A 26,649-nucleotide genomic window follows, 5' to 3' on the forward strand; every position below is an offset into this window, starting at 1 on the left:
TCCTTGGAATTATAAGGTTTGCAACAAAAAATATAGTGGTAGATTTGACACTACCCATCATTGCAAGGAGGAATTGAAAATGTCAAAATTATCAAAATCTCAGATAAAAAAAGAAATGCGGCTGCTGTATCCCGCTCCTGCGCCCCAGAGAAAAGAGCAATTTCTAAGAGAACTTTCTTATCCCCAGTCCAGTCCGTTGGAAACTATAGCGGTTCAGATTGGTTATATCCGCAAATTTGTCTGGATTCTGTCACTGCTGCTGATAACCTCCGCTCTGGCGTTTGGGAACAGTTACTGGCAGCAGGCTGAGGATTACGGAATGCTCTGGTGCGTCTCAGCAGTCACGCCCCTGCTGGCCGCGCTGGCGGTAACAGAAACGTTCCGTTCCAGCGCTTATGGAATGGCAGAACTGGAAATGGCCGCCAAACACAATCTACAGCAAATATTGCTGATACGGATGGGAGCCATAGGAGGAGTGGATTTTCTTCTGATTATGGCAGCCCTTCCCTTTCTTGTGGAAAAAGAGCAAATAAGCATATTCCGGGGAGCTGTTTATCTGATGGCGCCCTGGCTTTGCACCTGCGTGATTGCATTTCAAATTGAAAAATATGCAAAAGGCAGGGACAGCATCTGGTATTGCTGCGCTCTTGGGCTGTTCTTTAGCGGAATCAGCCTGGGAACCGAAAATTTTCAGGAAACAGTTTATGGGAATGAAGCATTTTATTTATGGCTGATTGTGTTTTTCGTATTTTCGGCAGTTCTGGCAAATCAGATCTGGCAAATCTGCCATCAAGCGGAAAAGTGGAATCGCAATCTGTATCTGGCCAGATGAAAGATTAGAATTAAGATCTGTATCTGATTCTGACAGCGGAATGGAGGAATTGAAATGGAATTAATTTTTGACAGGGTAACAAAACAATATAAGAATAAGCTTGCAGTAGATCGGGTATCACTTTCCCTGAAAAAAGGGGTTTATGGGCTGCTGGGAGCTAATGGAGCGGGAAAAACCACATTAATGCGTATGATGTGCGGGGTGTTACAGCCGGACAGCGGGGAAATCCTCTACGACGGCATGAAAGTGGAAGAGGAATCTTACCGGGACATACTGGGGTATCTGCCCCAGGAATTTGGATATTACCCAGATTTCTCTGCCATGGATTTTCTGATGTATCTGGCCTCCTTAAAAGGGATTCCCAAAAAGCAGGCCAGGGAAAAATCCCTGAAATTACTGGAACTGACCGATTTATCCCCCGTGGCAAAGAAGAAAATCAAAACATTTTCCGGCGGAATGAAACAGCGGTTGGGCATTGCTCAGTCTTTGCTGAATAACCCGAAAGTTCTGGTGCTGGATGAGCCTACCGCCGGATTAGATCCCAAGGAGCGCGTCAGGTTCCGCAATTTGATTTCCAAGCTGGGCAGCGATCGGATTGTGCTGCTTTCCACCCATATTGTGTCGGATGTGGAGCATATTGCCGATGTGATTCTGGTGATGAAAGGCGGCGTGATCATCCATCAAGGCAGTCTGGAAGAAATCATACAGGCCATCAACGGAAAGGTATGGGAGTGCACTGTGAATCACGAGACAGCGGAACGCCTGGCTGCCCAGTATCCGGTTTTAAATATCCGGGAAGAAAAAAAGGGAACGTTCCTGCGTCTGGTGTGTGGGAAAAAGCCTGTGGAATCGGCTGCTTCTGTGGAAGCTGCGCTGGAAGATTTATATCTTTACTATTTTAATGAAGCAGAGCAGGATGCGGGTCAGGAAGGAAAGGTGGGCAAATGAAAGAATTACTGAATTTAACAGGATATGAATATAAAAAAATTTTCCAGAAAAAATCCACCTGGATCGCGTTAGCCGTGGTTCTTCTATGGGTTTTGTTTTCCGGCGTCAGCGGCATGATAGGGGACTATTATATTGATGAAGAAAAGGCAGACAGCCATTATCATATGATAAAACAGGAGATAGAGGCTTTAGAGCATCTGGAAGTAAAAGAACTGAATCAGGAATTTTTTCAAAAAGGGCAGGAAGATTTGGCGGAATTTTCCAAGAATCAGGAAGAGCTGCGTTACAACTGGGAGAATACGGAAAATAAGGCGGAATATTGGAAAAAATACTATAAGGCATATGCTCCGTACTGTAATCTGGATACGCTTTTGATTATGATGGGAAACCATAACATAGATATCGAAGGGGTGGACGGCACAAATTTTTATGAATACCGCAGCAGAATGATGGAAAATATTTTTCAGGGAGAAAAACTTTCGGAAGAAGAAATTGCATTTCATGAAAAAGAAAATGAAAAGATAAACACACCCTATGCTTATGGAAATATGCTGGGATTCGACAATTATTTCCAGATGCAGACGCCGAACTTTATTTTTCTGGCCTTTGCGGTGGCAATCATCCTTGCCCCTATGTTTGCAGGAGAACGCACTTCCCATATGGATGCGCTGGTGCTGTCTTCTCGGTATGGGAAAAACAAGCTGATCTGGGCAAAGCTTCTGACAGGAATATCCTTTGCCGTGTTTGCTGCTTTGGGATTTTCTATAATATGCTTATTGGAAATGCAGACAGTTTACGGGCTGAGCGGCTGGAACCTTCCCATACAGGTAACTGCAGCAGGATTTTATCTGAATCTTCCGGTGAATCTGCTGGAATTTCTGGGAATCACTGCAGGCTGCTGTCTTTCGGCCACCTGCATGACAGCTATGATTGTGATGTTTTGTTCCGCTAAGATGAAAACAGCCTTTGGCGTGATTATTGTATGCTTTGTTTTTATATTTGCCCCAATTTTTTTGGTTAATATGGTAGGCGAGTTCAGGTTTTTGTATATGCTGGTATGCAGTCTTCCTACGGCCATGTATTATCCCAGAAGCGTAGCCGCCCATCAGCTCCTTTCTGTCGGAAATCACTATTTTTACTTTTTCCAGTGGGTTCCGGTTGTGTATCTTTTCCTGACGGCGGGATTGGCTGTCTGGAGTTACCGGAGCTTTAAAAATCATCAGATTCAGTAGGTTGGGAAAAAAGTAGGTTCATTGTAAAATAAGATGCGACAAGGGAAATATACTCTAAAGCATCTTATTTTTAACAGAAAATAAGAGAGTGCTACAAGAGAATTAAAAAACTCTTGTGGGCACTCTTTTTTTATTTCACCAAAAGCAGAAAGGAGATAAAAGGGCATGAGGAAAGGAAATAGACGGCTGAACTTCACGGACCGCCAGACCATTGAGAGGATGCACGCAGCAGGGGTAAAGGTTTCTGCTATTGCGGATGAAGTGGGAGTGCATAGGGCAACTATCTACAATGAATTGAAACGTGGTGGGGAACCTTACCGGGCAGAGGTAGCACAGAAAGCATTATAGGCCATGCGGCAGCAGGACAGAAAGCGAGGAACTTAATAGAATGAACGAAGCAGAACGGGAAAGAGAGTTCGAGGAATTTAAAGAAAAAAAAGAAGCTGAAAAAGGCACAGATGACGGCCATGCAGAATTTACCCTACAACATAAAGGTTAGGCGTGCGGAAATCCGGGCACATGAATTTATTTCAACTTTGGACGGCATGGGATTGGAAGCCCATGTGTCAGTTGGCGGCCTAGACAGTATTACACTTTTATATTTTTTACGGTCAATCGGTATAAATGTTCCGGCCATATCCATTTCGAGCCTGGAAGATAAGAGCATCCAAAAAATCCATAAGGAAATAGGGGTCATTTCGTTAAGTCCAGGGAAAAGCAAAACACAGATTCTTAATGAGTTTGGATTTCCTGTAATCAGTAAAAGGATAGCCGGGAAGATTGAAACATTGCAGCATCCAACGGAGAAAAATAAAACGGTACGCCATGCAATAATAACCGGGGAATGTGGGGCACAAGGACATTTCGCAAAGAACAGCCGTATGAAATTACCTCAAAAGTGGCTTGAATTATTTGCAGGATATGAGAATGAAAATGAGGACGTAAACTATAAGATTGCCCCGTTTCTTGTATCAAATAAATGCTGCCTTTACATGAAAGAACAGCCTTGTGATAAATGGGCCAAGGAACACAATAGCAAGCCATTCCTGGGACTTATGGCATCAGAGGGCGGACAACGTGAGGATGCACTTGTGGAGCATGGATGTAATTATTTTGGAAAAAATGTCATCCGTTCCGCACCATTCGCCCCATTTTTAAGGCAAGACCTTTTACAGCTTGCCATTGACTTGAAAGTACCAGTGCCGGAAATATACGGAAGTATTGAAAGAAAGCCAGATGGAACCCTTTACACAACAAAGGCACAACGTACCGGGTGCAGTATGTGCGGATTTGGGGTACATATGGAAAAACGGCCACATAGATTTGACTTGCTAAGGGCACGGAATCCCAAAGAGTGGGATTTCTGGATGTATAGATGTTGCACAGACCCTAAGACGGGGGGGAAGTTCGGATGGGGCCGTGTACTGGACTACATAGGGGTGGAATGGGAAGATGAATACTTCCCGGAGCCGGAGCAGATGACAATTTTAGATTTTATGGAATAAGCACCACCCAGGGCGGTATCCATACCGCCCGGCAACTAAAACGGCCATGCTGACCATGGGCGGCGTGAGGGTCCAAAGCCCCTACAAACTGTTGATGGGTTGCACTGGTGCAAAAAGTACCTACCAGGGAAGCGTACACGCCTATTCTTCCCAGGTAGGCCGGGAACTAGAAAACCATGCCACGCCCCGGTGAAGTTATCCGGCGTTTAAAGGTTGTACGATAACACCCGGTATATTGCAAGCTGTCATCCTATAAAGCCGTAGGGCGTGATACGGACGGATGGCCGCTTGCGGTATGCGAAACAGAAGAAAGGGAAAAGTATGTCACAATTTGATTATTATAACGATTTAGACAGTCACCCGTTTGTTGGGGAAAGGAAAGTTTCTTTCAAAGCCAAAATATCAGAAAAGCCGTTTCTTGACGGATATTTCAACGGAAGCCCTAAACACAGCCAGGTGGAGAACATAACAAGGGGCAAAGTGTATGACATTTACAAGGTTGAGGGTTTCGGAGATATGGCAGAATTTTATTTCCTGGATGATACGGGGAAAGAGCAGGGATTATGTGATTTCTTCTTTGAAGCGGCGGAGGAATAGCGGTTTCCATGAAAGGGCGAGCAGATGGACAGAAAATATAATTTTCCAATAAAGAAGTGCCCAAGATGCGGCGGCACCATGTTCACGGTAAGGCAGAGGATAAGCGGCAACGGGGAATATTATGTGGACATGGCAACGGGAGAGATTGAAAGCACGGAACTACATAGCGGATTGACATATAGGAACACTGGAAAATATGCCGTCTGTACAGATTGCGGAAAAAGGCTTTTCAAGATAGACGACAGCCTTAACGTGATAGAATAGCCGTTTCCCTGGGCAAATAACAGAAAGCGAGGATTTAGGCATGAAAATCATGTTAAAAAGTGACACCGATTTGAAAGACCTTGAAACAAAGGTAAATGAAAACCTGGCCGCCCTGGAAGCAGATGGGGCGGAAATCATGGGAATTGAGCATGGAACGGAAACCTTGCCCGTCATCCGTGGAAAGGAGATTGCAGACTATAGGACTTCTTACACGGTGATGATTGTCTACGAACCGTCCAGGCCGGGGGCGTTGAAATGAACGCCGGGTTGACATTGGGAAGCCTTTTTGACGGGATAGCCGGGTTTCCCCTGGCAGCAGGGCGGCACGGCATCAAGACCGTATGGACAAGCGAGATAGAGCCGAACTGTATAGACATAGCAGGGCGGCATTTCCCGGATGCCGTGAACCTGGGGGACATTACCGGGATAAAAGGCGGAGAAATCCCCGTGGTGGATATTATCAGTTTCGGAAGCCCTTGCCAGGATTTAAGCGTGGCCGGGAAGCAGACGGGGCTTGACGGTTCCCGTTCCGGCCTATTCATGGAAGCCGTGCGGATTATACGGGAAATGAGGGAAAAGACAGATGGAGAATATCCAAAGTATATCATATGGGAAAATGTGGCCGGGGCTTTTTCAAGCAATAAGGGAGAGGATTTCCGCCGGATCCTGGAAGAAATCACAGAAGCCAGTATTCCAATGCCTACAAGTGGGAAATGGGCATCCGCCGGATTGGTTGGAATTGAGGAACCAGGGGGGGATTTGCGGACAGTCGCATGGCGGCAGCTTGACGCACAGTTTTGGGGAGTTCCCCAACGTAGAAAAAGAATCTACCTTGTCACAGATTTTAGAAATGGACGTGCCGGACAAATACTTTTTGAGTGCGAAAGCGTGTTGGGGTATTCTGTCACGGGCCGAGAAGAGGGAAAAGGAAGTTCCGACAATCCTAAAGATAGCCCTATTGGAGAGGATAGCGGAGGACTGGCAGAGGAACCAGGCGGACAAATGAAACTGGATTTCGGCAGGACGGCGGATAGGATTTACATAAACGCCAAGAAGAGCGTAACCCTTATGGGGAGGGCAGGGGGCGGAGGTGGAAAGACTGGCCTTTACTCGCTTCCCGTCTATACCATAGCCGGAAACGTCATTGGCCGGGATGCAAAGCACGGCGGAAACCAATTAGGGATAAACCAGGACGTTGCCCCAACGCTTACAAGCACGGACCGGCACGCCGTAGCCTATACACAAAGCGGTTATGCGGAGTTCAAGGAGGGCGTGGGGACCATAAAAAAGAGCCGTGGGGCAGCAGGGGGAGGAAGTGAAACCCTTGCCGTGATAATTGAGCGGATTGCCGCAGCGGTAAAGTACCGGGTTCGCCGCCTTACGCCGCTTGAATGTGAACGCCTGGACGGGTTCCCGGACTATTGGACAAGGTACGGGGCATCCGGCAGGGAAATGTCAGACAATGCCCGTTACATGGCCCTGGGAAACAGTATTGCGGTCCCGTGTGCAGAGCGTGTATTTATCGGCATAATCAAAGCGGAAAGCGAGGGTGGAAACCATGGTGGTACGGGAGTTCCTGGAATTGATATGCAATTCGGACAATCTGATGATTGTACGGGATGCGGAAAGCGAAGCAGGGCAGGAAACCATATACAAAGGGTATAAGGCATTGCTGACACATGACCCCGTAGCGGATGCCATTCTGGATGCCCAGGTGAAACGGTTTAGGGCATCCCCGGAAATCCGGCATAAGGAATGGAAAGACCGGGGACTGATGCCGCCAATGGAGCCGGAGAAAACGCCGGATTTCCGCTTTTCTGATTTGCAGATGACCCTATATTACAAAATCATCATTTAGGAGGAATGAAAGATGGCGGAAATGAAAGTAAAGGTGGAAATAACCGACTGGCCGGAGTTCAAGGAAAAGATTGCCAGGATAAAAAAGGTTATGCAGCGGCGTGCCTGGATAAACGGCCAGAGGGCCAGGAAAGCGAGGAAAAGAGGATGGACAGATTAAAGGCGGCGGAAGCAAATTATAAAAGCTATACGCCTATCAATGGAGTGGTGGAGCCGGATTTTCTGGAATATCTCAAAGAAACATTCCGAAAGTGGCAGCAGTACCACAAAGAGGGCGTGACGTTGGGCAGCCGTGAGATTGCGAAGCTGTCAAACATGGTGGCCGGGGCAAGGCTTAATTCCCGTTTTGGGTTTGAGAAACTGGCAAAGCGTTTCACGGAGGAAGAGGGGGAAGAGTGGTTCTCCCTGCTGATTTATAAGAACCGGGAAGAACTGGAAATTGATGCAGAGCCTTTATATTGTTTTGCATCCAGGATTCACAGATAGAAAGAGAGGATAAGGGCATGGGATTATTAGATGGATTCACAGGTGACGGCACCGTGGACATGAAGTACATGGAATTTTACAAACTTATGAGGGAAGCGGCAAAGGCGGAGTTAATGGAAAATGCGGCCAGGTGCAACGTGCCCCATGAGTATATCCGGGAAATGCTTACCGGGAAGATGGAAGCCCCGGAGATTCTGCCGGAAACAGAAGTACACCCGGACTATGAGATTGAGAGCATGATTACTTCCGCCAGGCGTTTCTTGCGTATGCTGCCGGATGAAGAGCGGTTGGAAAAGGGCGTGGAAACCTTAAAAAATATCGTGGAACTGGCAGAACGGGAACGGCTTAATGAAATCATCCTGGACAATGCGGAAAAGTTAAAGGCCAGGGAAGCCGCCGGGGAAAAGAGGGTGCCGGAAACATGGAGTTGTGAAACGTGCTTCCACTACAGAAAGGGAAAGAAACTTCCTATCTGCGGAGGGTGCGAGGACGGGAGCAGATACACGCCTATGGATGCCGGGCAGCAGGACCAGGACACGGACGGGGAAAGGGAGGATGGAAGCCATGGCAATGAATGAGTTAAGGGCAGAGGTTGAAGCCGCCGCCCAGGCAGAACTGAACCGGGCAAACGAAAGGTTCCCTTTATTCAATAGCCGCCATGAGGGTTACGCCGTGACCCTGGGGAAGATGGAGGAAGCCAAGGAAGCCCTGGACAATGCGGAATCTTCCCTTGCCGTGTTATGGGACGGCGTAAGAGGGAAAAAGATAGCTTGTTTCCTGGTGGAAGATGCAAAGCCAATGGCAATATACCGCCAGGCCGTGGATGCCGCTTGTGAAATGGTCCAGGTGGCGGCCATGCTGTTGAAATATGAAATGAGCCAGGCGGATGCAGACGGCCAGGCAGAAAGCGAGGGAAAAGACTATGGCGATTTATGCAGTTGATTTTGACAATACACTGGCCGTTACCAGGTTCCCGGAAATCGTGGGACCAAAGGCAAAGGTTGTGGCGGCGGTGAAGATGCTGAAAGCCAACGGCCATAAAATCATCCTCTGGACAAGCAGAGCCGGAAAGGATTTGAAAGATGCCGTGGAATGGTGTACAGAGCAGGGCATTATCTTTGATGCAGTGAATGAGCCATTGCCGGAGCAGATGGACAGATGGGGGGAATGACACGAGAAAAGTTTATGCGGATTTCTACATAGACGATAAGGCAATGCCTATTGAAGCCCTGGAAAGCATCATGGACCGGGTTGTGGACATAGTGGAAGAATATAAGTTGCAGCAGTAGGGAGGAATGGGACGGGATGATTAAACGTGTGATTGGTGCGCTGTATGGAATTTTCCTGGAAGAACCATTGGACCGCTTGCATAACTGGCAACGCCGTTTTGAAAAGGAATATCTGAACTATTGCCGGACGGGATGCAGGGATTGCTACAAATGGAATGGCTATTGCCGTAGCCGGAAAGAGGGAACGCCATATAAGAAATTCCGCCGGAAATATCACGATATTGGCAAATAGGAATCAGAAAGCGAGGAACTTAACATGGGAAACGCACTTGCGGTAATATTGGGAGCCGTGGAACGGGAAAAGGCGGTGCCGTTCCTCTTCACTGGAAGCAGGAACCACCGGGGCATCCGCCCGGAACTGGCAGAGGTTAGGGAAGTAAAGGCAATGATGGCGGTCATTGACCGGGAACTGGAAAATTACAAGAGCCTGGCGGAACTGGATTTCCGGGCCGGGTATGTGGCCGGAAGAATCTATGAAAAGGAAGCCGCCGGGTGCATCACGCCGGGGCACAAGCAGGACCTTATAAATATTCTGTATACAAAATATGAAACCATCCGTGGTTTGGAATCCTGGGGTGCCGGATGCGGTTTGTGATTGGCGGAATGAAGTATGACACGGACAAGATGGAACGGGTGGCAGCAGTAAGGAAATGGTATAAAAATGACAGCCCTTTAATGCGTGCGGTATTCCAGGGGCAAGAAGTAGGAAAAACGTATGATTGCGAGTTATGGAAATCTGAAAAAGGGAACTGGCTGTTGACCCATGAGGAAGATTTCCGAAGGACGTATGGTGAAGCGATAGAGGAAGAGGAAGCAAAAGCCCTTTTGATGCGTTACGCAACGGAAACATACGAAAGTATGTTCGGAGAGTTGCCGGAAGCATGAACGGGGAAAGCGAAACCCGGTTGCAAGGTGGGGAACACCAAAAGCAACCGGGTTGGAACTTAACAAGGACAGTATAGCACAAGATATGGAGGAAAGAAAGGGTTTTCTTCCATATATAGAAAGAAAGGCGGAAAACATGGAGATTTACATAATTATGGCGGCAGTAGCGGCGGCAATGCTGATTATATCCGGCCTGGCCTTGTTCGGTTTTGCACTGATAAAGAAAGCGTTTGATGGATTTCTGGACTGATTTTTAAAATGGGCGGTGCCCCTTGCCCGTCCTTGTAATGGGTATTAGCATATCGGACACCCTGGGGATTTATAGAAAGATATAAAGGCATAGGTGGTTGATGGTGATAAGAAGAGGGGAGGGAGGGGAGGAAAAGGGAAGTGATGCCCAGGAGCAGGAAAGAGGGTAGGGGCTTGACATATAAAGGTGGGGAACATGAAAAAACTGTATGATGATTACGATTATGAGGAAGCATACCAAAAGCAGTGTGACACCCTGGAAGAGTGGGAGTTGGAAAAGCTGTTAAAGGATGGAAAGGTGGGGTGCCTTTATCGGACTACCACCACCAAGGCGGAGAACATCCAGAACGGAACGGTATTACTGGAAAGCCAGGTATACCCGGCCTTTAAGGATAAAAAGGATATGCCAGTAACGGCAAAGAAGAGGGAAACCAGGCCGTCACAGCGGAACCTAAACGATAAGAACGCAAGACGTTATCTAATACGCCTGGCAAATATCAATTTCGGCAAGGGTGATATTTGGGCCACATTTGGATGGAATGATGATTGTCTGCCTGGTGATGAAGAGAGGGCCAGGAAAGATATAACCAATTTCATAAAGCGGATAAACCGCCGCCGGAAAAAAGACGGGTTGGACAATGCAAAATATATTTATATCCTTGCCTTTGACGGGTACAAACGCCCACACTTCCATATTCTGTTATCCGGGGACGGGATGGACCGGGACGAACTGGAAGAACTATGGGGGAAATGTGACAGACCGAACACCAGGAGGATAAAGCCGGATGATGATTTCCTTATAACCGGGCTTGCCACATACATATCACAGAACCCACACGGGACAAAAAGATGGTGCCCGTCAAAGAACCTTAAAAAGCCGGACAAGCCGACAAGAAGCTATTCAAAGTTTAAAAAGGGCAATGTGGAGCGGATGGCAAGGGACCATGAAGAACTGAAAAGCCAGATGGAAAAAGCATACCCTGGATTTGAATTTCTGGATGCAGAGGTTAAGTACAACGGAATCAATGCGGCGTTCTACATATACGCCCGTATGGTGAAGATTAAGCGAAAGGAGCCTAACAAGAAATGAAGATTGTTTCAGTAATCAATTTAAAAGGTGGGTGTGCCAAGACCACCACAGCCGTTTCCATGGCGGAACTGTTGGCAGAGGGGGACAAGAAAAGAAAGCGGCCTGGCAGCAGGGTATTGTTGTTTGACAATGACAAGCAGGGGAACGCTTCCCGTATGTTTGAGGTATACAACCGGGACCAGGAGGCGGAAGCGTGCCGGATTATGCGGACCGGCCACATGGGGGAAAACAGTATTCGGAGGGTTTCCGGGATTGCGGAGGATGAAAAACTGGATGTAATACCTTGCAACTATTTCATGGAGTTGGCGGAACTTGCCGTAAAGGCAGACCAGGACCATGCACAGCATGACCGTTATAAAACCGCCCTGGGGGAAGTTGCCGGGGAATATGACTATTGCATCATAGACAATCCGCCGGACCTGGGAATGAACGTCATAAACGCCATGGTGGCAACCCATGAAATCATCATTCCCGTGTGCCTGGATGCCTATTCGTTGGACGGCCTGGAAGAACTGGTGGAGCAGATAAACCAGGTTAAGGCGTTGAACCGAAAGGCTAGGATTGCCGGGGTGCTTATTACGGACTATGAGAAGTCGGATACAAGCGAAGCGGCGGAAAGTTGGTTGAGGGCAAAGAGCGGATGCCCTGTTTTCTCACAGAAAATCAGACATTCCACAAAGGCCAAGGATGCCACGTTCTACCACCAGACACCGACACGCTACAGTGTACGCAGCGGAGCCGCCCAGGATTATAAAGCCTTTGTGGCGGAGTATGTGCAGAAATTTGGGAACCTGGCAGCAGGGGAAAGGGGTTAAGGGATGGGATTTAATATTCTGGATGTCGTGAACGCCGCAACCAGGGCGGAAGTAGGGGAAAACAAGGATTACCGGGAAATCAACCTGGACTACCGGGACATTGTTGTGACGGAGCATAATAAATACAGCATGGACGAATTGCAGGAAATAGCCACGGGAATTGAAATGGACGGGTTGCAGCAGCCCCTTGTATTGGGGCGTGTAAATGGGGAATACTGGCTTGTTTCCGGCCACCGCCGCCTGGGAGGTATAAAAATCCTTGTGGCAGAGGGGAAAGAAGAGTTTGAAACCGTCCCTTGCCGCTACAAGGATATGACGGAAATAGAATTTCGGATTGCGCTTTTAATCGGCAACACGTTCAACCGCAAAATGTCGGATTATGACCTTATGACCCAGGCAGCGGACTGGAAAGAGGTATTGACCCAGGCACGGAAAGAAGGCTTGCTTGTCCTGGAAGCAGGGGAGAGGATCCGGGATTATGTGGCGGCGGTGATGGGGGAGAGCGTGCCAAAGATAAGGACCCTTAACACCATAGACCAGAACGCCACGCCGGAAGTGAAAGAACAGTTCCAGAAAGGCAATATGGGCATCACGGCGGCCATGGAAGCATCCAGGGCAGACGAGGGAACCCAAAAAGAGATTGCAAAGGCTTCCGAGGACAAAGGCGGCATGGGGGCGGAGGAAATAAAGGCCATGGCCGAAGAGAAAAAACACCGCAAGACCAAGGAAGAGGAAACCAGGGAAGCCAATGTGTCAGATACCGACACAACCAAAGAGGAAAAGGAAAACGCCCGGAAACTTCATGCCGTAAAGATGATTGAAAAATATTATACCTGGCTGAATGAAGAGGAAACGGGCATCCTGGAAAGGATGTTGGAGGACCTAAAGCGGCGTAAACGGGAATATGCCATTGAGGAAGAATAGGAGGTTTGGAAAATGAGGATGCAGAACATGAAGAAAGGGGAAACCACGGAGCAGATGGCCCTTTTCGTGTGGGCCGGGAACAATACACACGTCTTGCCGTGCCTTTCCCTTATGTACCACGTCCCAAACGAGGGGAAGAGGACAAACGGGGCGGTATTAAAGGCCATGGGGCTGAAAAGCGGCGTGCCGGATGTGTGTCTGCCCGTGGCAAGCCATAATTTCCACGGCCTTTATCTGGAAATGAAGTATGGCCGGAACAAAGCAACGCCGGAGCAGGAAGCATTTATGGCAGGGTTGCGGCAGCAGGGCTATAAGACAGCGGTATGCCATGGGGCGGAGGAAGCAAAGGCGGAAATCCTGGACTATTTGCAGGAACCTGGGAAGATGCCGCTTGCAAAGTGCCTAAACGCCCCGTGGATTGACGGGAAGTGTGACGGCGTTCCAATGGGGCGTATGTTCTGCCGGGAGCATTGCCGCAAGTGTGAAAGGCACACGCCGACACGGGCAGAAAGCACCATAAACGCCAACATGGCAGCAGTAGACGAATATTTCAAGGTGCCGATAATAAAGACCATTGCAGACCTTTCCGCCGGGAAGCCGCTAAAGAACATGACGTTGGAAGATACGTTGGAAACCATAAACAAGAACCTGGCATTTCTGGTGACGGGTACACAGTTGAGCGTGGAGCAGTCGGCGGCGGTGCTTACCGTTGCCATGGATGCCTATAACCAGGCAAAGAAAGGGGAGGATAAGGCATGAGAAAAAAGACAGACGGCGGCCATGCGATACCAGAAGAGGATTTAAGGGAAATGGAGCAGGAAGAGGGCCGGGAAATGCCGGAGGGCGTGGAGAGCCAGACGGGATATTGCCGCTTTTGCGGCCAGGGCGGCGTTGTCCATACAATGATGGGATGGGGCCGGGATGAAGTAAACGAAGCCGTGACGTGTAGGTGCCAGTGTGAGGAAGCCAAAAAGTATGCAGAAAGTAAGGAACGGGTGCAGAAAGCAAAGAACCGTATTGAAGAACTATTCAGCAGCACGGCGGAAAAGCCCATTGACCAGAGCGTTGTAAATATCATGTTCCGGGCCGTGGATGCCATAGAGGAAAAGGCCATGAAAGGCATCACGATTGACGTAGGGCAGGGCATAAAGGCAAGGGTTTCCAAGATGGCAAAGGAAAGCATAAAGGTGGAGCGTTCCGAAGTGCAGAAAAAGACCTATGAGGAATAGGGGGGGGCAGAGGTTGGAAAGGATGGATGCCGATATTAAGGCAGTAGCCAGAAGTATCATACAAGGCAACGAAAAGCGGAAAAAGAGAATAAAAGCCGGAAAGGCCAGTGCCTTTGACATTATGGCCGCCGCCGTTGTGGAAGATGCCTTGTGTTCTTCTTGCCAGAATATTGAGAGCATCCAGGCCAGGCGGCAGATGCAGAAAAGGATTTATGAGAGCATTGTATATAATACGCCCTATGAATACATAGCGGATGCCTTGTGTGGCCGCCGCCAGTTCTATGAGTATCGGACGGAATTTATAACACGGATTGCCCAGGCAATGGATATGTTGCCGGGTGGGAAAGGAATGGAAGATAGAAATGAACGGAATTAGTTTAAACGGATTCAAGGTGATACACGGAGGGATTGTCTTAAATGCGCTTGCACTGAAAGCCATAAAGATGCGTGATGGAATGGATGCAAGCAACCGTGAGATTGTAGAAAAGCCTATATGGCTTGAAGTCCTGGCAATCAATGAGGATGGGAACATTGTATCTATCCGGGATGAAGCATGGACCTTTCAGTTTGTCCCGGTTGTCACAAAGTAGCCAGGCGGCAGCAGGGCATACAGTAAACGGGTCAGAATATAGGGATGATTTATATTAACATGGGCTTATGGATGGGAATATCTGTAGGCCCTTAATCATGTACAGAGAAAGGATGGTGGCAGCAGTTGAAAGAATATGCAAAGAGTTTCTATCAGTCGGATGCCTGGAAGAAAGCAAGGCAGACAGCAATCAAGCGTGCAAACGGATTGTGCGAGCGGTGCAGAGCCGCCGGGCGTTTCGTTCCCGGTGTGATTGTCCACCACAAGAAGTATATAACGCCTGGCAATATCCATGATGCCAGGGTAACGCTTGCCCTGGACAATCTGGAATTGGTTTGTGAGGATTGCCACAACAAAGAGCATAAGGCGAAGCACGCCGCACGTTACCGATTTGACGGAAACGGGAACCTGCTGCCGCCGCCAGGAGAAAAGGAGAGGGTACGCCCCCCGGTGGGCAGAATTTTGGAGGGGACGGAAGAACCGAGGGAGATACCTCAAAAAAACTCCGCAGGGTCGCACGCATATGAGGGGGGATGAACATGGAGGAAAAGAAAAAATCTTCTTTAAGTAAGTCGGAGAAAACCGACACGCCAAAAAAGGCGGAAAAACTGGATGAAAATAAAAAGAAATCCGACACGAAACCAAAGAGAAGAGCAAACAAAATCACACCGGCCCGGATAAAGAAAGAGATAGATTTTTTAAAGCCAATGTTTGACGGGATAGATGACGGGGACAAGAAAAACCTGGTAAATTCGCTGATAGAGGAAGCGGCTTTTCTGAAAGTGGCGTGCTTCCAGGCAAAGGAGGAATTGAAGAAAGAGGGGCTTACAACGGAAACGGTGAACGCTTCCCAAAAGTTTGTAAAAGCCCACCCGTCCGCCACGATATACGAAAAATATTCACGCCAGTATACGGCCATAATCCATACGCTTATAGAATACTTGCCGCAAAAGGAAAAAAAGAACATAAGCAGATTGGCGGCGTTGAGGAATGGGCAATAATTATATTTTTCAGTATTGGGATGCCATACAGAGCGGCACCGTAACAGTAGGCGAGTGGATAAGGACCATTTACAGAATCCTTGTGGATGGCCTTAAAGGTGGCAAGTGGGATTTTGACGGAAACAAGGCAGACAAGGCCATAACTTTCATAGAAAACTTTTGCCACCATTCCGAGGGCCGGAACGATTTACTGAAATTAGAATTGTGGCAGAAAGCCATTGTAAGTGCCATATTCGGCATCATGGACAAAAGGACCGGGTATAGGCAGTTTAGGGAGGTTTTCATTGTTGTTGCCCGTAAGAACGGGAAAACATTGTTCGCCGCCGCCATAGCGGCGTATATGGCATACATAGACGGGGAGTATGGGGCAAAGGTTTATTTCCTTGCCCCAAAACTGGACCAGGCGGACCTTGTGTATGATGCGTTTTACCAGATTGTCCAGGCAGATGACGAACTGGAAAGCATCACGAAGAAACGCCGGAGCGATATTTATATCAAGGAATTTAACACAAGCATCAAAAAGATTGCCTTTAATTCCAAAAAATCAGACGGTTTCAATCCGCAGATGGTTGTCAATGATGAAATGGAAGCCTGGCCGGGGGACCAGGGCTTGAAACAGTATGAAGTAATGACTTCCGCCCTGGGGGCCAGGAAGCAGCCGCTTATATTGTCTATATCAACGGCAGGGTACATAAATGACGGGGTATATGATGAACTGATGCGGCGTGCAACGTCATTCTTAAAGGGCAATTCCAAGGAAAGCCGGATTCTGCCTTTCCTTTACATGATTGACGATATAGAGAAATGGGACAGCCTGGAAGAACTGAAAAAGAGCAACCCGAACCTGGGCGTTTCCGTAACAGAGGAATTTTACATTGAGCAGATAGAGATTGCAAGGGCATCCCTTTCAAAGAAAGTGGAGTTCCTTACCAAGTATTGCAATATCAAGCAAAATTCCAGTGTGGCATGGCTTGACTATTGGGACGTGATGAAAGCCGTAAACGAGGACATACACCTTACTTTGGAGCAGTTCCGGGGCTGTTATTGCGTGGGCGGAATAGACCTTTCACGGACAACGGACCTTACGGCGGCATCAATCGTTATCTGGAAGAACGGGAAATGGAACGTCATTACAAAATTCTATATGCCAAAGAAACGGTATGAAGTGGCCGTGAATGAAGATAATGTGCCTTATAACTTGCACCGGGAACGGGGGTTCCTGGAAATATCCGGGGAAAACCAGGTGGATTACAAGGACGTGTATAAATGGTTCATAGAACTGGTAAAGGTTTATAAAATCCGTCCGTTGAAAATCGGTTATGACCGATACATGGCCGGGTATCTGATAGATGAACTTAAAATGGCCGGGTTTCAGACGGATGACGTTTACCAGGGCACCAACCTAACCCCTATCCTACATCAATTTGAGGGGGATTTAAAGGATGGCAAGTACAACCTGGGGGACAATACCCTTTTGGCATCCCATCTTTTGAACGTGGCCGTGGAAATCAATGTGAATGACAGCCGCATGAAGCCCGTAAAGATTGAAAAACGGTTAAGGATAGACGGGGCGGTTTCTGTCTTTGATGCAATGACAATGGTTTCAAAATACCATAGCGAGATAGGAAAAAAGCTAATGAACGAAGCGGCATAGGGGGCATCCGGCAGCAGGATTTTAAAGTGGGTCAGAATTTCAACACGAATATATTTACAATGGGTCCATGGGCGTGTTCCATGGGCCTATTTTTGAGGAAAGGGGGTAATAGTACGGGAATCATTGCAAACGTGTTTGGAGCCTTTAGGGCGAAGTACAGACCGCTTTTATTGAGCCGTGGGGAATATGTGCCAACGGGGACGTTACGGGACAATGACATTGTGGGAGCCATAGCGGATGCCATAGCAAAGAACGTGGGCAAGCTACAGCCCCAGGTAATCCGAAAGGATGAAAAAGGGCTGACGGTGAAAAATGACTATCTGGCAAGGCTTTTGACCTTGCGGCCATGCCCGGAAATGTCAACCTATGATTTCCTTTACCGCATAGCATCCGATTTGGTTTATACTTCCAATTCCTTTTCCGTGATTTTCTACAACGAGGATTTCACAAGGGTAACGAGCATACAGACGATTACAACGAAGAGTTACCGCATTTTTGAGGATGACCGCCACAACGTCCTATTCCGCTTCCGTTGGGATTATGACGGGGAAACGTACACGGTGCCTTACCAGAACGTCATCCACATAAAGGCGAGGTATAACAAAAAGCGGTTCCTGGGAACGTCCCCGGATATTGAGTTAAAGCGGAGCCTGGACCTTGTGGAAACATCCGGGGAAATCATAAAAAACATGGTAAGCCGTTCCAATTCGCTTGCCGGGTATCTGAAATATAGCAACCTGGCGGATGATGAAGAACTGAAAAAGATTGCCAGGGATTTCCAGGATGCCTATATGAACAAAGAGAACGCCGGGGGGATTGCGGCGATTGACAGCACCGTGGAATTTAAAGAGATAACGCAGAGGACCCCAAACGTGCCTACAGCACAAATAACTTTCTTGCGTGATAACGTATACCGCTATTACGGCGTGAATGAAAAGGTGCTGACTTCCACCCTTTCAGACCAGGAATGGATTTCATTTTATGAAAATGTGATTGAGCCTATAGCAATCCAATTGGGTTATGAGTTCACATTTAAACTTCTTACGCCAAGGGAAATAGGGTATGGAAACAAGATAGAGTTTACCGCCAACCTTTTGCAGTATGCAACATTGCAGACCAGGGACACCATAGGCGGAAATATGTTTGACCGTGGAGCCATGACAATAAACGAATACCGGGCACTTATGTATTACGGGCCGGTAGAGGACGGGGACGTGCGTATGGTTTCGCTGAACTATGTAAAAGCCGGGGACCAGAGCCTTTACCAGGTGGGGCAGGACGGGCAGCAGGGCGGAGATGGGGAACCGCCGCCGGGGCAGCAGGACAGACAACGCCGGGCAATGGAAGCGGCGGCCCGTGCTTATTTTACGGCCATGAAAGGGGGTTAGGAGGATGCCGGGGACAAAGAAAAGATTTATGGCGTGCCGGGACGGGGCACACGCAACCGTGGAAAGGTTCTATGAGTTCAAGAACGAAACGGAAACCACCGTGGACCTGTATTTCTACGGGGACATTGTTTCGGACTGGTGGGGAGCCTGGCAGGAAGAGGACCAGTACCCGGAAGCGATAAAGAATTTCCTGGCGGAAGCAGGGGGAAAGGATTTAAACATATACATCAATTCCGGCGGCGGTTCGGTATTCGCCGGGATTGCCATTTACAATATGCTGAAAAGATACCAGGGAAAGAAAACCGTCCATGTGGATGCCCTGGCCGGGTCCATTGCTTCCGTCATTGCATTTGCGGACAGCGATATGCCAACCATACCGTCAAACGCCTATCTGATGATTCACAAGCCATGGGCAGGATGCGAGGGGAACGCCACGGAACTTAGGAAGATGGCGGAAACCCTGGATGCCGTGGAAAGCGGCATTTGGAGCATTTACGCCGAACACCTGGCGGAGGGCGTGGACATTGAAACGGTGAAAGGGCTGATGGAAGCGGAAACGTGGCTGAACGGGAGCCAGGCGGCGGAATATTTCCGGGTAAAGGTGGGGGAGGAAAACACCATTGCCGCAGCGGTGCAGGATTACACGAAACTGTATTGCCATAATGCACCAAAGGAGATATTGGAGCCGGAGGGAGCAGCAGGGCAGCAGGACACCGGGGAGCAGGAAAGGCGGAAAGAGATTGTTTCACTTGCCATGGAGTACATGACAAAGTGAGGGAGTAAGAAAGGAGAATAGAGCAATGACAAGAGAAGAGTTGATGAAACTTTCCAAAAAGGAACTTAAAAACCGTGTGGCGGACCTGGGGAAGAAAGCCCAGGCACTTTCCGGCCAGGAATTGACGGATGCCATGGACGAAGCCCGTTTGATTGGTGAAATCCTGGATGAAATCAAGGTAAGGGAAGAGTTGATGGCGGCGGCCACGGCGGCAGGGACGGCGGACCCGGAAGAGGGGGCAGAGGAACCGGGAGCCGGAGAGGGGAGCCAGGAACCGAAAAACCAGGCCAGGGCGAAGAGCGGCAGGGCGTTAAAGGACGGGAAGAAAGTCACATTTAAGGCAAAGGTGTTGGCAAGCCCCAGGAACGCACTTTCCACCGCCAACGGGATTGTGATGCCGCAGCATGACAGCCCGGATATTTCCCCCACGTTCAACAATGTATCTTCCCTCATTGACCGGGTGCATACCGTTCCGCTTCCGGGCGGCGAAAGCTACAAGCGGCCTTATGTGGTTTCCTACGGGGACGGGGCAGGAAGCACCGCAGAGGGAGCGGACTACAACGCTTCAGAGCCGGAATTTAACTATGCGGAGATTGTACGGGAGAAGATAACGGCCTATGCCGAAGAGCCGGAAGAAATGATTAAGCTGCCGGATGCGGATTATGATGCCGTGGTGGAGGACAGCGTGACCCGTGCAATCAAGCGTTACGCTTCCAGACAGATTTTAGTGGGGCCGGGCGGCACTGGAAAGTTCCGTGGCATCTTCTATAACCCAACCGAGAAAAAAGAACAGGTGATTGACCCGACCACGGACATTACCACGATTACGGCCATTGATGACGGAACCCTGGATGAAATCATCTATTCCTATGGCGGTGATGAAGATGTGGAGGACATTGCCGTGCTTATCCTCAATAAAAAGGACCTTAAAAGGTTCGCTAAATTGCGTGACAAGCAGGGAAGAAAGGTATACACAATCAAGAACCATGGCAACACGGGGACCATTGACGAAGTGCCCTATATCATCAATTCCGCTTGCGGAGAGGTTGGCGGCACCGCCGGGACATACGCCATGGCATACGGGCCGTTATCCAATTATGAAGTGGCGATTTTCAGTGATATTGATGCAAAGAAATCCGAACATTACAAATTCAAGCAGGGCCAGGTTGCTTACCGGGCGGATGTGTTCATGGGCGGAAACGTGGTTGCCAAGAATGGATTCATCCGTGTAAAGAACCCGGCGGCAAATTAGGGAGCAGGAAAGGCGGCAGGGCATGACAAAGGAAGAACTGATTTCCAGGGCAAAATTGCGGATTCGCAAAATGTCAAAGGATGCCTTGGACGGGGACGTGGGGCAACTGGTAGAGGTTGCCCTTGCAGACCTAAAGCGGATAGGGGTGCATCCGTCATACTTAGACCCGGAGGATATAAAGGACCCGTTGATTGTGGAAGCCGCTTTACTTTATGCGGATGCCAACTTTGGGCACCCGGCCAACCACAAGGAACTGATGGAATCCTATAACATGATTTGCACGAAAATAAAGGGCGGTGGCTACAATCGAAGCAATAGTGAAGCTGTTGGTTAAGAAGAACCAAAAGGAATACCTGGAAAAGGAAGCCTACGGAACCATACACCCGGTGGGCCGTGATGAATTTACGGCAGCAGGACAGAAGAGTTTCAAGGCATCCATGATGGTTGAGGTTTGGGGATTTGAATATGAGGGGCAGACGGAAATCATGGTGGACGGCAGGAAATTGGCAGTCTATCGGACATACGGCCCCAGGAGTGACGGGAAGATTGAACTTTACGCCGGGGAAAGGGTTGGTAAGAATTGAGGACATCCATTGACGGCCTGGGGGATTCCATAATGTCACAGTTGGAGGAATGGACCAACGGGGAATTGAAACAAGCCGTAAACGAGGGATTGAAAGAAACAGCCGCCGCAGCGGAAAGGGCATTGAAGCAGGGCGGACCGTACACGGAGAGGACCGGGAAATATACAAAGGACTGGACACATGATGTAAGGGGCAGCAGGGCATCCGCCATTACTGGATTGAACGGATATTCCGTATATAACCAAAAACATTACCAACTGACCCATTTACTGGAAAAAGGACACCAGGCAAGGAACGGAGGCAGGGTAAGGGCGTTTGAACATATCGGCCCCGTAAATGACACCCTGGGGGAATTGGCCGTACAGAAGATAACGCAGAAAGTGAGGGGATAGCGTGGGGGTTGAAGAACTGGTGCAGAGGGCAAAGGCGTTTTCCGTAAAATACGGAATACCACTTGCAAAGAACCAATTTGAGGGAACCGTTGATGACCCGGTGCCGCCGCTTCCCTATATGGTTTATATGCTTCCGCATGACACGGGCAGGGGAGCGGACAACCTAAACAATTTAAAGGCAAGGGATTTTGACCTGGAATTGTATACCGTGGCGGATGATGAAGAACGGGAGGACCTGGCCGGAAAGATGGAAGCGGAGATTTTCCAGGATGTGGAATATGAAATGTATCTTGCCCCTATCCCGGATGAAGAATGTTTCCAGACGGCCTATGAGGTAAAGGGATTGCTTACCAAGACGAAAGGAGCGAAGAGAGCATGAACAAAGAAAGCATTGTTTTGGGTTCCGGCGATTTGTATTGTACGGAGTTCATGGGGGCAGACAAGGAACTGCCGACAAATGAGGAACTGGAAAAAGAGGAAAACCGCCTGGGGCATATCAAGGGCGGCGCAGAAATCGAGTATGCGCCCTCTTTCTATGAAGCCAAGGACGATATGGGCAAGGTTTCCAAAGTCATCATCACGGAAGAGGAAGCAACCCTTAAATCCGGGATTATGACCTGGTGCGGAACCACCTTACAGAAGTTATGCCAGACGGCAAGGGTCACGGAGGACAAAGCAAAGAAGAAACGCATTGTGAAGATTGGAGGAATCGGCAATGCGGACGGAAAGAGGTATGTTCTCCATTTTGTACATAAAGACACGGTGGACGGGGACGTAAGGGTAACAATCGTTGGAAACAACCAGGCCGGATTTACCATTGCCTTTGCCAAGGACAGCGAAACCGTCATTGATGCGGAGTTTAAGGCACAGCCCATGGACAAGGAGGGCACGCTTATTCTGTATGAAGAGGATATGGACGTTACAGAGGAAGTGGCAGGACCCGAAAGCGGAGGGGGACAAAGCGCAGAAGAGGAACCCGGCGGCGAAGTGTAAGACTGTAAGAGCGGCCAGGGAGAAGCCCCCAGGCCGCTTATTCCATGAAAGGAGAATGAGGGCATGGCAGTAAAGGAATTTAATTGCAACAAGCTGAAAAGGACGTTCTGGCCGTTCACGTTGAAAGACAAGGTGGACGGGGACGGGAACGTGGTGGAAAAGGGCAGGAAAATCATTGTGAGGATGCCGCAGAAACAAGTCTTTGAAGCCATTAAGGAAATCCAGGGAATGGAAGAGGAAAACGCCACGGTGGAGGACACGGAAGCCATTTACAGACTGTTGGCGGCGGTTCTGAACAATAATATGGCCCGTGTAAGGGTCACGGAAAAGGACCTGGAGGATTATGACATAGAAGAGTGTACGGCAATCCTGGAAGCATACATGGCGTTTGTGGACGAACTGAAAACGAACCCAAACTAACCATTCCCTTTTATCCACGCCAGGATAAAGGGGAAGATATACCGTACACGTTGCTTACACGCCCGGAAAAACTGGTGATGGACTATTGCCATATAGACATTTACGAAGTGCAGGAAATGGAGATTGACGTTTATCTGTTTTTTATGCGTGAAGCAATGATTTATGAAAATTCACAGACCGAAGAGGGCCGGGAATATCTGAAAAACTGTTGGCGGATGGAGCAGACGAAGCCGGACCGTGAGGGGCTACGAAGAAATTTCAAGAAGAAAGGGGGCTGATACCGTGGCAAACAAGGGGATAAAGGGAATCACTATTGAGATTGGCGGAGATACCACCAAACTTGAAAAGGCACTTTCCGGCGTGAATGGGAAAGTGAGGAATACCCAGGCAGAACTAAGGGAAGTAAACAAACTTCTTAAAATGGACCCCAAGAACACGGAAGTCCTGGCACAGAAACAAACGCTTTTAAGTGATGCCATTGAGGAAACCAAGGAAAAACTGGATATTCTGAAAACGGCGGAAAGGCAAGTGCAAGAACAGTTCCAAAGGGGAGAGGTTTCGGAAGAGCAATACCGGGCATTGAAAAGGGAAATTGAAAAGACAAGCCTGGAATTGGAGGATTTGGAGGAAGCGGCAAGGCAGACGGACAAGGCCGTGGAAGAATTGGGGAAGTCATCCGCTCTTTCCGGCGAAGAATTGAAAAAGGCAGAGGAAAAGGCCGGGACTTTCAAGGAAAAGTTAGGGAAGCTAGGAGAAGCGGCGGAGGGTGCGGCAAAAGCATTGGGGGCCGGATTCGTTGCCGCCGCTACATATGCCACAAAGTTTGAAACGGATTGTGACAAGGCATTAAACACAGTCATCACACAGACGGGGGCAGCAGACAGTGAAGTGGAGGGGTTGGAAGAAACCCTTTTAAGCATATACAAGGATAATTTTGGCGAGGACATAAACGACATAGCAACGGCCATGGCGGCAGTCAAGCAGCAGACGGGCCTTGCAGATGAAGAACTGAAAAACACCACGGAAACCGCCATTCTGATGCGTGATACCTTTGATATAGACGTAAACGAGGGCATCCGGGGCGTTAATGCCATGATGAAGCAGTTTGGTATTTCTTCCGAGGAAGCATACAACCTTTTGGCACAGGGGGCACAAAAGGGGCTGAACCAGAACGGGGACCTTGCGGACCAGTTGGCAGAATATTCCGTGTATTACAATGACCTGGGGATTTCCGCAGAGGAAGCATTTAACATGATGGCGAATGGTGCCAAGAACGGCACGTTCCAGATTGATTATCTGAATGATGCCGTGAAAGAGTTTGGCATAAGGGTAAAGGACGGAACGGCGGATGATGCCTTTAAGGAATTGGGGCTTAATGCGGAGGATTTGAAAAAGAAGTTCGCAGAGGGCGGCGAAGGTGCAAGGGAAGCCTTTGATATAGTGAACAATGCCCTTTTTTCTTGTGATGATAAGGTGCAGCGCAATATTTTGGGCGTTACCCTTTACGGGACCAAATGGGAGGATTTGGGAGAAGATGCAGTGCGTTCCCTGGTGAATACCCAGGGTGAGATTTCCAACGCCAATGATGCCCTGGAAAAGATAAATGAGAATAAATACAATGACCTGGGGAACCAGTTTGAAGAGTTAGGGCGGAACATCAAAGTTGATTTGATAAAGCCCATAGGCGAAGAACTACAGCCAGTAATCAGTGATGTAATAAAAGAAGTCAAAAGCAAGATACCGCAAGTAAAAACCATTGTGCTTGCGGTTATCGACAAGGTAAAGGAATTTATTTCTTTTGTGTCAAAGCATGGGTCACAGATTATTTCCATTATTGCCGGGATTGCCGCCGGGATGCTTGCATGGAACGTGGTAACAATGATTCAAGGGCTGATTTCTGCCTTTAAGGTATGGAAAACAACCACCGAGGGCGTGACGATTGCACAGAAACTTTTGAACACGGCAATGAACGCCAATCCTATCGGCATTGTGGTAACGATAATAGGAACGCTTGTGGCGGCACTTGTTACCTTGTTTGCAACGAATGAGGATTTCCGAAACAAAGTAATTGCCATATGGAACAAAGTAAAGGAAGTGGCGGCGGACGTTTTCGGTTCCATTGCGGACTTTTTCACCGTCACAATACCAAACGCCTTTAAGGCCGTGGTGAATTTCATAAAATCGAACTGGCAGGGGCTTTTGCTGCTGATAGTCAATCCGTTTGCCGGAGCCTTTAAACTTCTTTACGATAATTGCGGGGCGTTCCGGGAATTTATAGACAATCTGGTGGCGAACATCAAACAATTTTTTCAAAATTTGTGGGATGGCCTGGTTTCCATTTTCCAGGGCGTGGGCAAGTGGTTCACGGACCGGTTCACGGAAGCGTATAAAGGCGTGACCCGTGTATTTGCGGCAATCGGTTCCTGGTTCGGTGCCAGGTGGAACGATATAAAGAACGCCCTGGCCCAAGTGGCAACGTGGTTCCTTACCATGTTCACCAATGCCTACAACAACGTGACCCGTGTATTTGCGGCAATCGGTTCCTGGTTCGGTGCCAGGTGGAACGATATAAAGAACGCCCTGGCCCAAGTGGCAACGTGGTTCCTTACCATGTTCACCAATGCCTACAACAACGTGACCCGTGTATTTGCGGCAATCGGTTCCTGGTTCGGTGCCAGGTGGAACGATATAAAGAACGCCCTGGCCCAAGTGGCAACGTGGTTCCTTACCATGTTCACCAATGCCTACAACAACGTAACCCGTGTATTTGCGGCAATCGGTTCCTGGTTCGGTGCCAGATGGACGGAAATAAAGTCCGCCCTTGCAAACGTGGCATCCTGGTTTTCAACCACATTCCAAAACGCATACCAGGGCGTGGTAAACGCATTTTCAAACGTGGTTTCGTTCTTTTCTGGCCTATGGGAGAAAATCAAGGGCTGTTTTGTGGACGTGGGCGTGAAAATCGGTTCCGCCGTTGGGGATGCCTTTAAATCGGCAATCAATAGCTGCCTTTCCACCATAGAGGGCGTGGTAAATAAATTCATAGGCATGATTAACGGTGTGATTGATGTAATCAATGAGATACCGGGCGTTTCCCTGGGGAAGATAAGCACCTTGTCATTGCCAAGACTAGCAAAGGGCGGCGTATTGAGGGAGGGCCAGGCCATGGTGGCGGAAGCCGGCCCGGAACTTTTGAGCATGGTAAACGGAAAGGCGGTTGTAACGCCGCTTACTGGGACAGCAAGGAACCACGCCATGGAGAACGCCGGAAAAGGCGGCGGTGGATATGTACAGAATGTGAATATAACAAGCCCAAAGGCGTTAAGTCCTTATGAGGTGGGCAGACAGACCAGGCTACAGACCAGGGCCATGATTTTAAGGATGCAAAGGGGGTAAATC

The 26,649-nt window shown here is 48.7% G+C and carries 39 protein-coding genes; all 39 read left to right on the plus strand.

Translation table 11 applies throughout. From position 1 onward, the window contains the following. The first annotated feature begins 79 nt into the window (after positions 1-79). The 39 genes from E5329_RS13585 (at position 80) to E5329_RS13770 (ending at position 26,646) form a co-directional block, all read left to right on the plus strand. Positions 80-832 (plus strand): hypothetical protein, encoded by a 753-nt coding sequence (locus tag E5329_RS13585; RefSeq protein WP_135990064.1) that lies wholly within the window; start codon positions 80-82, stop codon positions 830-832. Between the two features lie 54 nt (positions 833-886). Continuing rightward, complete coding sequence (locus tag E5329_RS13590; RefSeq protein ID WP_135990065.1) at positions 887-1,780, plus strand: ABC transporter ATP-binding protein; 894 nt, start codon at positions 887-889, stop codon at positions 1,778-1,780. Then, positions 1,777-3,012, plus strand: coding sequence for an ABC transporter permease subunit (locus E5329_RS13595; protein WP_135990066.1), 1,236 nt, complete (start codon positions 1,777-1,779; stop codon positions 3,010-3,012). Before E5329_RS13590 ends, E5329_RS13595 begins: the two co-directional genes overlap by 4 nt. Positions 3,013-3,177: 165 nt before the next feature. Further along, positions 3,178-3,360, plus strand: a complete 183-nt coding sequence (locus E5329_RS13600) for a helix-turn-helix domain-containing protein (RefSeq protein ID WP_135990067.1) — start codon at positions 3,178-3,180, stop codon at positions 3,358-3,360. 119 nt (positions 3,361-3,479) lie between these two features. Then, on the plus strand, positions 3,480-4,517 hold the full coding sequence (locus tag E5329_RS13605; RefSeq protein ID WP_275443256.1) for a hypothetical protein: 1,038 nt from the start codon (positions 3,480-3,482) through the stop codon (positions 4,515-4,517). Between the two features lie 321 nt (positions 4,518-4,838). Further along, positions 4,839-5,114: a hypothetical protein gene (locus E5329_RS13610; RefSeq protein ID WP_135990069.1), complete on the plus strand. Its 276-nt coding sequence runs from the start codon at positions 4,839-4,841 to the stop codon at positions 5,112-5,114. A 24-nt stretch (positions 5,115-5,138) separates the two neighbouring features. Further along, positions 5,139-5,378 carry a hypothetical protein gene (locus E5329_RS13615; protein WP_135990070.1) on the plus strand — a complete coding sequence of 80 codons (240 nt, stop codon included), beginning with the start codon at positions 5,139-5,141 and terminating at the stop codon, positions 5,376-5,378. Positions 5,379-5,418: 40 nt separating this feature from the next. Then, positions 5,419-5,637: a hypothetical protein gene (locus E5329_RS13620; protein WP_135990071.1), complete on the plus strand. Its 219-nt coding sequence runs from the start codon at positions 5,419-5,421 to the stop codon at positions 5,635-5,637. After that, positions 5,634-7,043, plus strand: a complete 1,410-nt coding sequence (dcm, locus tag E5329_RS13625) for a DNA (cytosine-5-)-methyltransferase (RefSeq protein WP_135990072.1) — start codon at positions 5,634-5,636, stop codon at positions 7,041-7,043. Before E5329_RS13620 ends, dcm begins: the two co-directional genes overlap by 4 nt. Beyond that, positions 6,985-7,236: a hypothetical protein gene (locus E5329_RS13630; protein WP_135990073.1), complete on the plus strand. Its 252-nt coding sequence runs from the start codon at positions 6,985-6,987 to the stop codon at positions 7,234-7,236. The genes dcm and E5329_RS13630 overlap by 59 nt, the downstream gene beginning before the upstream one ends. Positions 7,237-7,248: 12 nt before the next feature. Then, positions 7,249-7,395: a hypothetical protein gene (locus E5329_RS29765; protein ID WP_168356624.1), complete on the plus strand. Its 147-nt coding sequence runs from the start codon at positions 7,249-7,251 to the stop codon at positions 7,393-7,395. Continuing rightward, entirely contained in the window at positions 7,383-7,721 is a 339-nt protein-coding gene (locus E5329_RS13635; protein WP_168356625.1) for a hypothetical protein, read from the plus strand. The genes E5329_RS29765 and E5329_RS13635 overlap by 13 nt, the downstream gene beginning before the upstream one ends. 17 nt (positions 7,722-7,738) lie before the next feature. Beyond that, positions 7,739-8,299 carry a hypothetical protein gene (locus E5329_RS13640; protein WP_135990075.1) on the plus strand — a complete coding sequence of 187 codons (561 nt, stop codon included), beginning with the start codon at positions 7,739-7,741 and terminating at the stop codon, positions 8,297-8,299. Beyond that, positions 8,286-8,663 carry a hypothetical protein gene (locus E5329_RS13645; protein WP_251210290.1) on the plus strand — a complete coding sequence of 126 codons (378 nt, stop codon included), beginning with the start codon at positions 8,286-8,288 and terminating at the stop codon, positions 8,661-8,663. The genes E5329_RS13640 and E5329_RS13645 overlap by 14 nt, the downstream gene beginning before the upstream one ends. Then, the gene (locus tag E5329_RS13650) at positions 8,644-8,892 is read left to right on the plus strand and encodes a hypothetical protein (protein WP_251210289.1); all 249 of its coding nucleotides are present in this window, start codon (positions 8,644-8,646) and stop codon (positions 8,890-8,892) included. Before E5329_RS13645 ends, E5329_RS13650 begins: the two co-directional genes overlap by 20 nt. Positions 8,893-9,026: 134 nt before the next feature. Beyond that, positions 9,027-9,242: a hypothetical protein gene (locus tag E5329_RS13655; RefSeq protein WP_135990076.1), complete on the plus strand. Its 216-nt coding sequence runs from the start codon at positions 9,027-9,029 to the stop codon at positions 9,240-9,242. A 24-nt stretch (positions 9,243-9,266) separates the two neighbouring features. Next, positions 9,267-9,605: a hypothetical protein gene (locus E5329_RS13660; RefSeq protein ID WP_135990077.1), complete on the plus strand. Its 339-nt coding sequence runs from the start codon at positions 9,267-9,269 to the stop codon at positions 9,603-9,605. Beyond that, positions 9,593-9,895 (plus strand): hypothetical protein, encoded by a 303-nt coding sequence (locus tag E5329_RS13665; protein WP_135990078.1) that lies wholly within the window; start codon positions 9,593-9,595, stop codon positions 9,893-9,895. Before E5329_RS13660 ends, E5329_RS13665 begins: the two co-directional genes overlap by 13 nt. Positions 9,896-10,340: 445 nt before the next feature. Beyond that, complete coding sequence (locus E5329_RS13670; protein WP_135990079.1) at positions 10,341-11,234, plus strand: hypothetical protein; 894 nt, start codon at positions 10,341-10,343, stop codon at positions 11,232-11,234. Further along, on the plus strand, positions 11,231-12,049 hold the full coding sequence (locus tag E5329_RS13675) for a ParA family protein (protein WP_135990080.1): 819 nt from the start codon (positions 11,231-11,233) through the stop codon (positions 12,047-12,049). The genes E5329_RS13670 and E5329_RS13675 overlap by 4 nt, the downstream gene beginning before the upstream one ends. 3 nt (positions 12,050-12,052) lie before the next feature. Continuing rightward, the gene (locus E5329_RS13680; protein ID WP_135990081.1) at positions 12,053-12,973 is read left to right on the plus strand and encodes a ParB/RepB/Spo0J family partition protein; all 921 of its coding nucleotides are present in this window, start codon (positions 12,053-12,055) and stop codon (positions 12,971-12,973) included. Positions 12,974-12,985: 12 nt separating this feature from the next. After that, positions 12,986-13,732, plus strand: a complete 747-nt coding sequence (locus E5329_RS13685; protein WP_135990082.1) for a VRR-NUC domain-containing protein — start codon at positions 12,986-12,988, stop codon at positions 13,730-13,732. Next, positions 13,729-14,202, plus strand: a complete 474-nt coding sequence (locus tag E5329_RS13690; protein WP_275443262.1) for a hypothetical protein — start codon at positions 13,729-13,731, stop codon at positions 14,200-14,202. Before E5329_RS13685 ends, E5329_RS13690 begins: the two co-directional genes overlap by 4 nt. Positions 14,203-14,224: 22 nt before the next feature. After that, complete coding sequence (locus tag E5329_RS13695; RefSeq protein WP_275443277.1) at positions 14,225-14,578, plus strand: hypothetical protein; 354 nt, start codon at positions 14,225-14,227, stop codon at positions 14,576-14,578. After that, positions 14,565-14,792, plus strand: coding sequence for a hypothetical protein (locus E5329_RS13700; RefSeq protein ID WP_135990084.1), 228 nt, complete (start codon positions 14,565-14,567; stop codon positions 14,790-14,792). Before E5329_RS13695 ends, E5329_RS13700 begins: the two co-directional genes overlap by 14 nt. A 125-nt stretch (positions 14,793-14,917) precedes the next feature. Beyond that, positions 14,918-15,328: an HNH endonuclease gene (locus E5329_RS13705; RefSeq protein ID WP_135990085.1), complete on the plus strand. Its 411-nt coding sequence runs from the start codon at positions 14,918-14,920 to the stop codon at positions 15,326-15,328. A gap of 2 nt (positions 15,329-15,330) precedes the next feature. Then, positions 15,331-15,792, plus strand: a complete 462-nt coding sequence (locus E5329_RS13710) for a hypothetical protein (protein ID WP_275443264.1) — start codon at positions 15,331-15,333, stop codon at positions 15,790-15,792. Beyond that, the gene (locus E5329_RS13715) at positions 15,782-17,446 is read left to right on the plus strand and encodes a terminase large subunit (RefSeq protein WP_135990086.1); all 1,665 of its coding nucleotides are present in this window, start codon (positions 15,782-15,784) and stop codon (positions 17,444-17,446) included. The genes E5329_RS13710 and E5329_RS13715 overlap by 11 nt, the downstream gene beginning before the upstream one ends. A gap of 92 nt (positions 17,447-17,538) precedes the next feature. Beyond that, on the plus strand, positions 17,539-18,834 hold the full coding sequence (locus tag E5329_RS13720) for a phage portal protein (RefSeq protein ID WP_275443265.1): 1,296 nt from the start codon (positions 17,539-17,541) through the stop codon (positions 18,832-18,834). Between the two features lie 4 nt (positions 18,835-18,838). Then, positions 18,839-19,609: a head maturation protease, ClpP-related gene (locus tag E5329_RS13725; protein WP_135990087.1), complete on the plus strand. Its 771-nt coding sequence runs from the start codon at positions 18,839-18,841 to the stop codon at positions 19,607-19,609. 25 nt (positions 19,610-19,634) lie between these two features. Then, complete coding sequence (locus E5329_RS13730) at positions 19,635-20,861, plus strand: phage major capsid protein (protein WP_135990088.1); 1,227 nt, start codon at positions 19,635-19,637, stop codon at positions 20,859-20,861. Between the two features lie 22 nt (positions 20,862-20,883). Further along, positions 20,884-21,195: a hypothetical protein gene (locus E5329_RS13735; protein ID WP_135990089.1), complete on the plus strand. Its 312-nt coding sequence runs from the start codon at positions 20,884-20,886 to the stop codon at positions 21,193-21,195. Beyond that, the gene (locus tag E5329_RS13740; RefSeq protein ID WP_275443266.1) at positions 21,179-21,445 is read left to right on the plus strand and encodes a hypothetical protein; all 267 of its coding nucleotides are present in this window, start codon (positions 21,179-21,181) and stop codon (positions 21,443-21,445) included. The genes E5329_RS13735 and E5329_RS13740 overlap by 17 nt, the downstream gene beginning before the upstream one ends. Positions 21,446-21,477: 32 nt before the next feature. Beyond that, on the plus strand, positions 21,478-21,837 hold the full coding sequence (locus E5329_RS13745) for a hypothetical protein (protein WP_275443267.1): 360 nt from the start codon (positions 21,478-21,480) through the stop codon (positions 21,835-21,837). Between the two features lies 1 nt (position 21,838). Beyond that, the gene (locus tag E5329_RS13750) at positions 21,839-22,216 is read left to right on the plus strand and encodes a hypothetical protein (protein WP_135990091.1); all 378 of its coding nucleotides are present in this window, start codon (positions 21,839-21,841) and stop codon (positions 22,214-22,216) included. Beyond that, on the plus strand, positions 22,213-22,830 hold the full coding sequence (locus E5329_RS13755) for a hypothetical protein (protein ID WP_275443268.1): 618 nt from the start codon (positions 22,213-22,215) through the stop codon (positions 22,828-22,830). Before E5329_RS13750 ends, E5329_RS13755 begins: the two co-directional genes overlap by 4 nt. Positions 22,831-22,893: 63 nt before the next feature. Beyond that, complete coding sequence (locus E5329_RS13760) at positions 22,894-23,250, plus strand: hypothetical protein (protein WP_135990092.1); 357 nt, start codon at positions 22,894-22,896, stop codon at positions 23,248-23,250. Positions 23,251-23,327: 77 nt separating this feature from the next. Beyond that, complete coding sequence (locus E5329_RS13765; RefSeq protein ID WP_275443269.1) at positions 23,328-23,528, plus strand: hypothetical protein; 201 nt, start codon at positions 23,328-23,330, stop codon at positions 23,526-23,528. A 4-nt stretch (positions 23,529-23,532) separates the two neighbouring features. Continuing rightward, positions 23,533-26,646 (plus strand): phage tail tape measure protein, encoded by a 3,114-nt coding sequence (locus E5329_RS13770; protein WP_135990093.1) that lies wholly within the window; start codon positions 23,533-23,535, stop codon positions 26,644-26,646. Positions 26,647-26,649: the final 3 nt, after the last annotated feature.

Origin of the sequence: Petralouisia muris, from assembly GCF_004793545.1 — a bacterium.
GTDB lineage: Bacteria > Bacillota > Clostridia > Lachnospirales > Lachnospiraceae > Petralouisia > Petralouisia muris.

Bases quoted from the DNA above. Each gene is read 5' to 3' on its own strand.
- E5329_RS13600 (WP_135990067.1), top strand. From the start codon at position 3,178: ATGAGGAAAGGAAATAGACGGCTGAACTTCACGGACCGCCAGACCATT.
- E5329_RS13660 (WP_135990077.1), top strand. From the start codon at position 9,267: ATGGGAAACGCACTTGCGGTAATATTGGGAGCCGTGGAACGGGAAAAG.
- E5329_RS13745 (WP_275443267.1), top strand. From the start codon at position 21,478: ATGTCACAGTTGGAGGAATGGACCAACGGGGAATTGAAACAAGCCGTA.
- E5329_RS29765 (WP_168356624.1), top strand. From the start codon at position 7,249: ATGGCGGAAATGAAAGTAAAGGTGGAAATAACCGACTGGCCGGAGTTC.
- E5329_RS13675 (WP_135990080.1), top strand. From the start codon at position 11,231: ATGAAGATTGTTTCAGTAATCAATTTAAAAGGTGGGTGTGCCAAGACC.
- E5329_RS13765 (WP_275443269.1), top strand. From the start codon at position 23,328: ATGGACTATTGCCATATAGACATTTACGAAGTGCAGGAAATGGAGATT.
- dcm (WP_135990072.1), top strand. From the start codon at position 5,634: ATGAACGCCGGGTTGACATTGGGAAGCCTTTTTGACGGGATAGCCGGG.
- E5329_RS13755 (WP_275443268.1), top strand. From the start codon at position 22,213: ATGAACAAAGAAAGCATTGTTTTGGGTTCCGGCGATTTGTATTGTACG.
- E5329_RS13640 (WP_135990075.1), top strand. From the start codon at position 7,739: ATGGGATTATTAGATGGATTCACAGGTGACGGCACCGTGGACATGAAG.
- E5329_RS13620 (WP_135990071.1), top strand. From the start codon at position 5,419: ATGAAAATCATGTTAAAAAGTGACACCGATTTGAAAGACCTTGAAACA.
- E5329_RS13670 (WP_135990079.1), top strand. From the start codon at position 10,341: ATGAAAAAACTGTATGATGATTACGATTATGAGGAAGCATACCAAAAG.
- E5329_RS13590 (WP_135990065.1), top strand. From the start codon at position 887: ATGGAATTAATTTTTGACAGGGTAACAAAACAATATAAGAATAAGCTT.
- E5329_RS13645 (WP_251210290.1), top strand. From the start codon at position 8,286: ATGGCAATGAATGAGTTAAGGGCAGAGGTTGAAGCCGCCGCCCAGGCA.
- E5329_RS13725 (WP_135990087.1), top strand. From the start codon at position 18,839: ATGCCGGGGACAAAGAAAAGATTTATGGCGTGCCGGGACGGGGCACAC.
- E5329_RS13690 (WP_275443262.1), top strand. From the start codon at position 13,729: ATGAGAAAAAAGACAGACGGCGGCCATGCGATACCAGAAGAGGATTTA.
- E5329_RS13760 (WP_135990092.1), top strand. From the start codon at position 22,894: ATGGCAGTAAAGGAATTTAATTGCAACAAGCTGAAAAGGACGTTCTGG.
- E5329_RS13665 (WP_135990078.1), top strand. From the start codon at position 9,593: ATGCGGTTTGTGATTGGCGGAATGAAGTATGACACGGACAAGATGGAA.
- E5329_RS13655 (WP_135990076.1), top strand. From the start codon at position 9,027: ATGATTAAACGTGTGATTGGTGCGCTGTATGGAATTTTCCTGGAAGAA.
- E5329_RS13630 (WP_135990073.1), top strand. From the start codon at position 6,985: ATGATTGTACGGGATGCGGAAAGCGAAGCAGGGCAGGAAACCATATAC.
- E5329_RS13615 (WP_135990070.1), top strand. From the start codon at position 5,139: ATGGACAGAAAATATAATTTTCCAATAAAGAAGTGCCCAAGATGCGGC.
- E5329_RS13710 (WP_275443264.1), top strand. From the start codon at position 15,331: ATGGAGGAAAAGAAAAAATCTTCTTTAAGTAAGTCGGAGAAAACCGAC.
- E5329_RS13685 (WP_135990082.1), top strand. From the start codon at position 12,986: ATGAGGATGCAGAACATGAAGAAAGGGGAAACCACGGAGCAGATGGCC.
- E5329_RS13715 (WP_135990086.1), top strand. From the start codon at position 15,782: ATGGGCAATAATTATATTTTTCAGTATTGGGATGCCATACAGAGCGGC.
- E5329_RS13635 (WP_168356625.1), top strand. From the start codon at position 7,383: ATGGACAGATTAAAGGCGGCGGAAGCAAATTATAAAAGCTATACGCCT.
- E5329_RS13585 (WP_135990064.1), top strand. From the start codon at position 80: ATGTCAAAATTATCAAAATCTCAGATAAAAAAAGAAATGCGGCTGCTG.
- E5329_RS13680 (WP_135990081.1), top strand. From the start codon at position 12,053: ATGGGATTTAATATTCTGGATGTCGTGAACGCCGCAACCAGGGCGGAA.
- E5329_RS13610 (WP_135990069.1), top strand. From the start codon at position 4,839: ATGTCACAATTTGATTATTATAACGATTTAGACAGTCACCCGTTTGTT.
- E5329_RS13700 (WP_135990084.1), top strand. From the start codon at position 14,565: ATGAACGGAATTAGTTTAAACGGATTCAAGGTGATACACGGAGGGATT.
- E5329_RS13650 (WP_251210289.1), top strand. From the start codon at position 8,644: ATGGCGATTTATGCAGTTGATTTTGACAATACACTGGCCGTTACCAGG.
- E5329_RS13605 (WP_275443256.1), top strand. From the start codon at position 3,480: ATGCAGAATTTACCCTACAACATAAAGGTTAGGCGTGCGGAAATCCGG.
- E5329_RS13735 (WP_135990089.1), top strand. From the start codon at position 20,884: ATGACAAAGGAAGAACTGATTTCCAGGGCAAAATTGCGGATTCGCAAA.
- E5329_RS13595 (WP_135990066.1), top strand. From the start codon at position 1,777: ATGAAAGAATTACTGAATTTAACAGGATATGAATATAAAAAAATTTTC.
- E5329_RS13695 (WP_275443277.1), top strand. From the start codon at position 14,225: ATGGATGCCGATATTAAGGCAGTAGCCAGAAGTATCATACAAGGCAAC.
- E5329_RS13730 (WP_135990088.1), top strand. From the start codon at position 19,635: ATGACAAGAGAAGAGTTGATGAAACTTTCCAAAAAGGAACTTAAAAAC.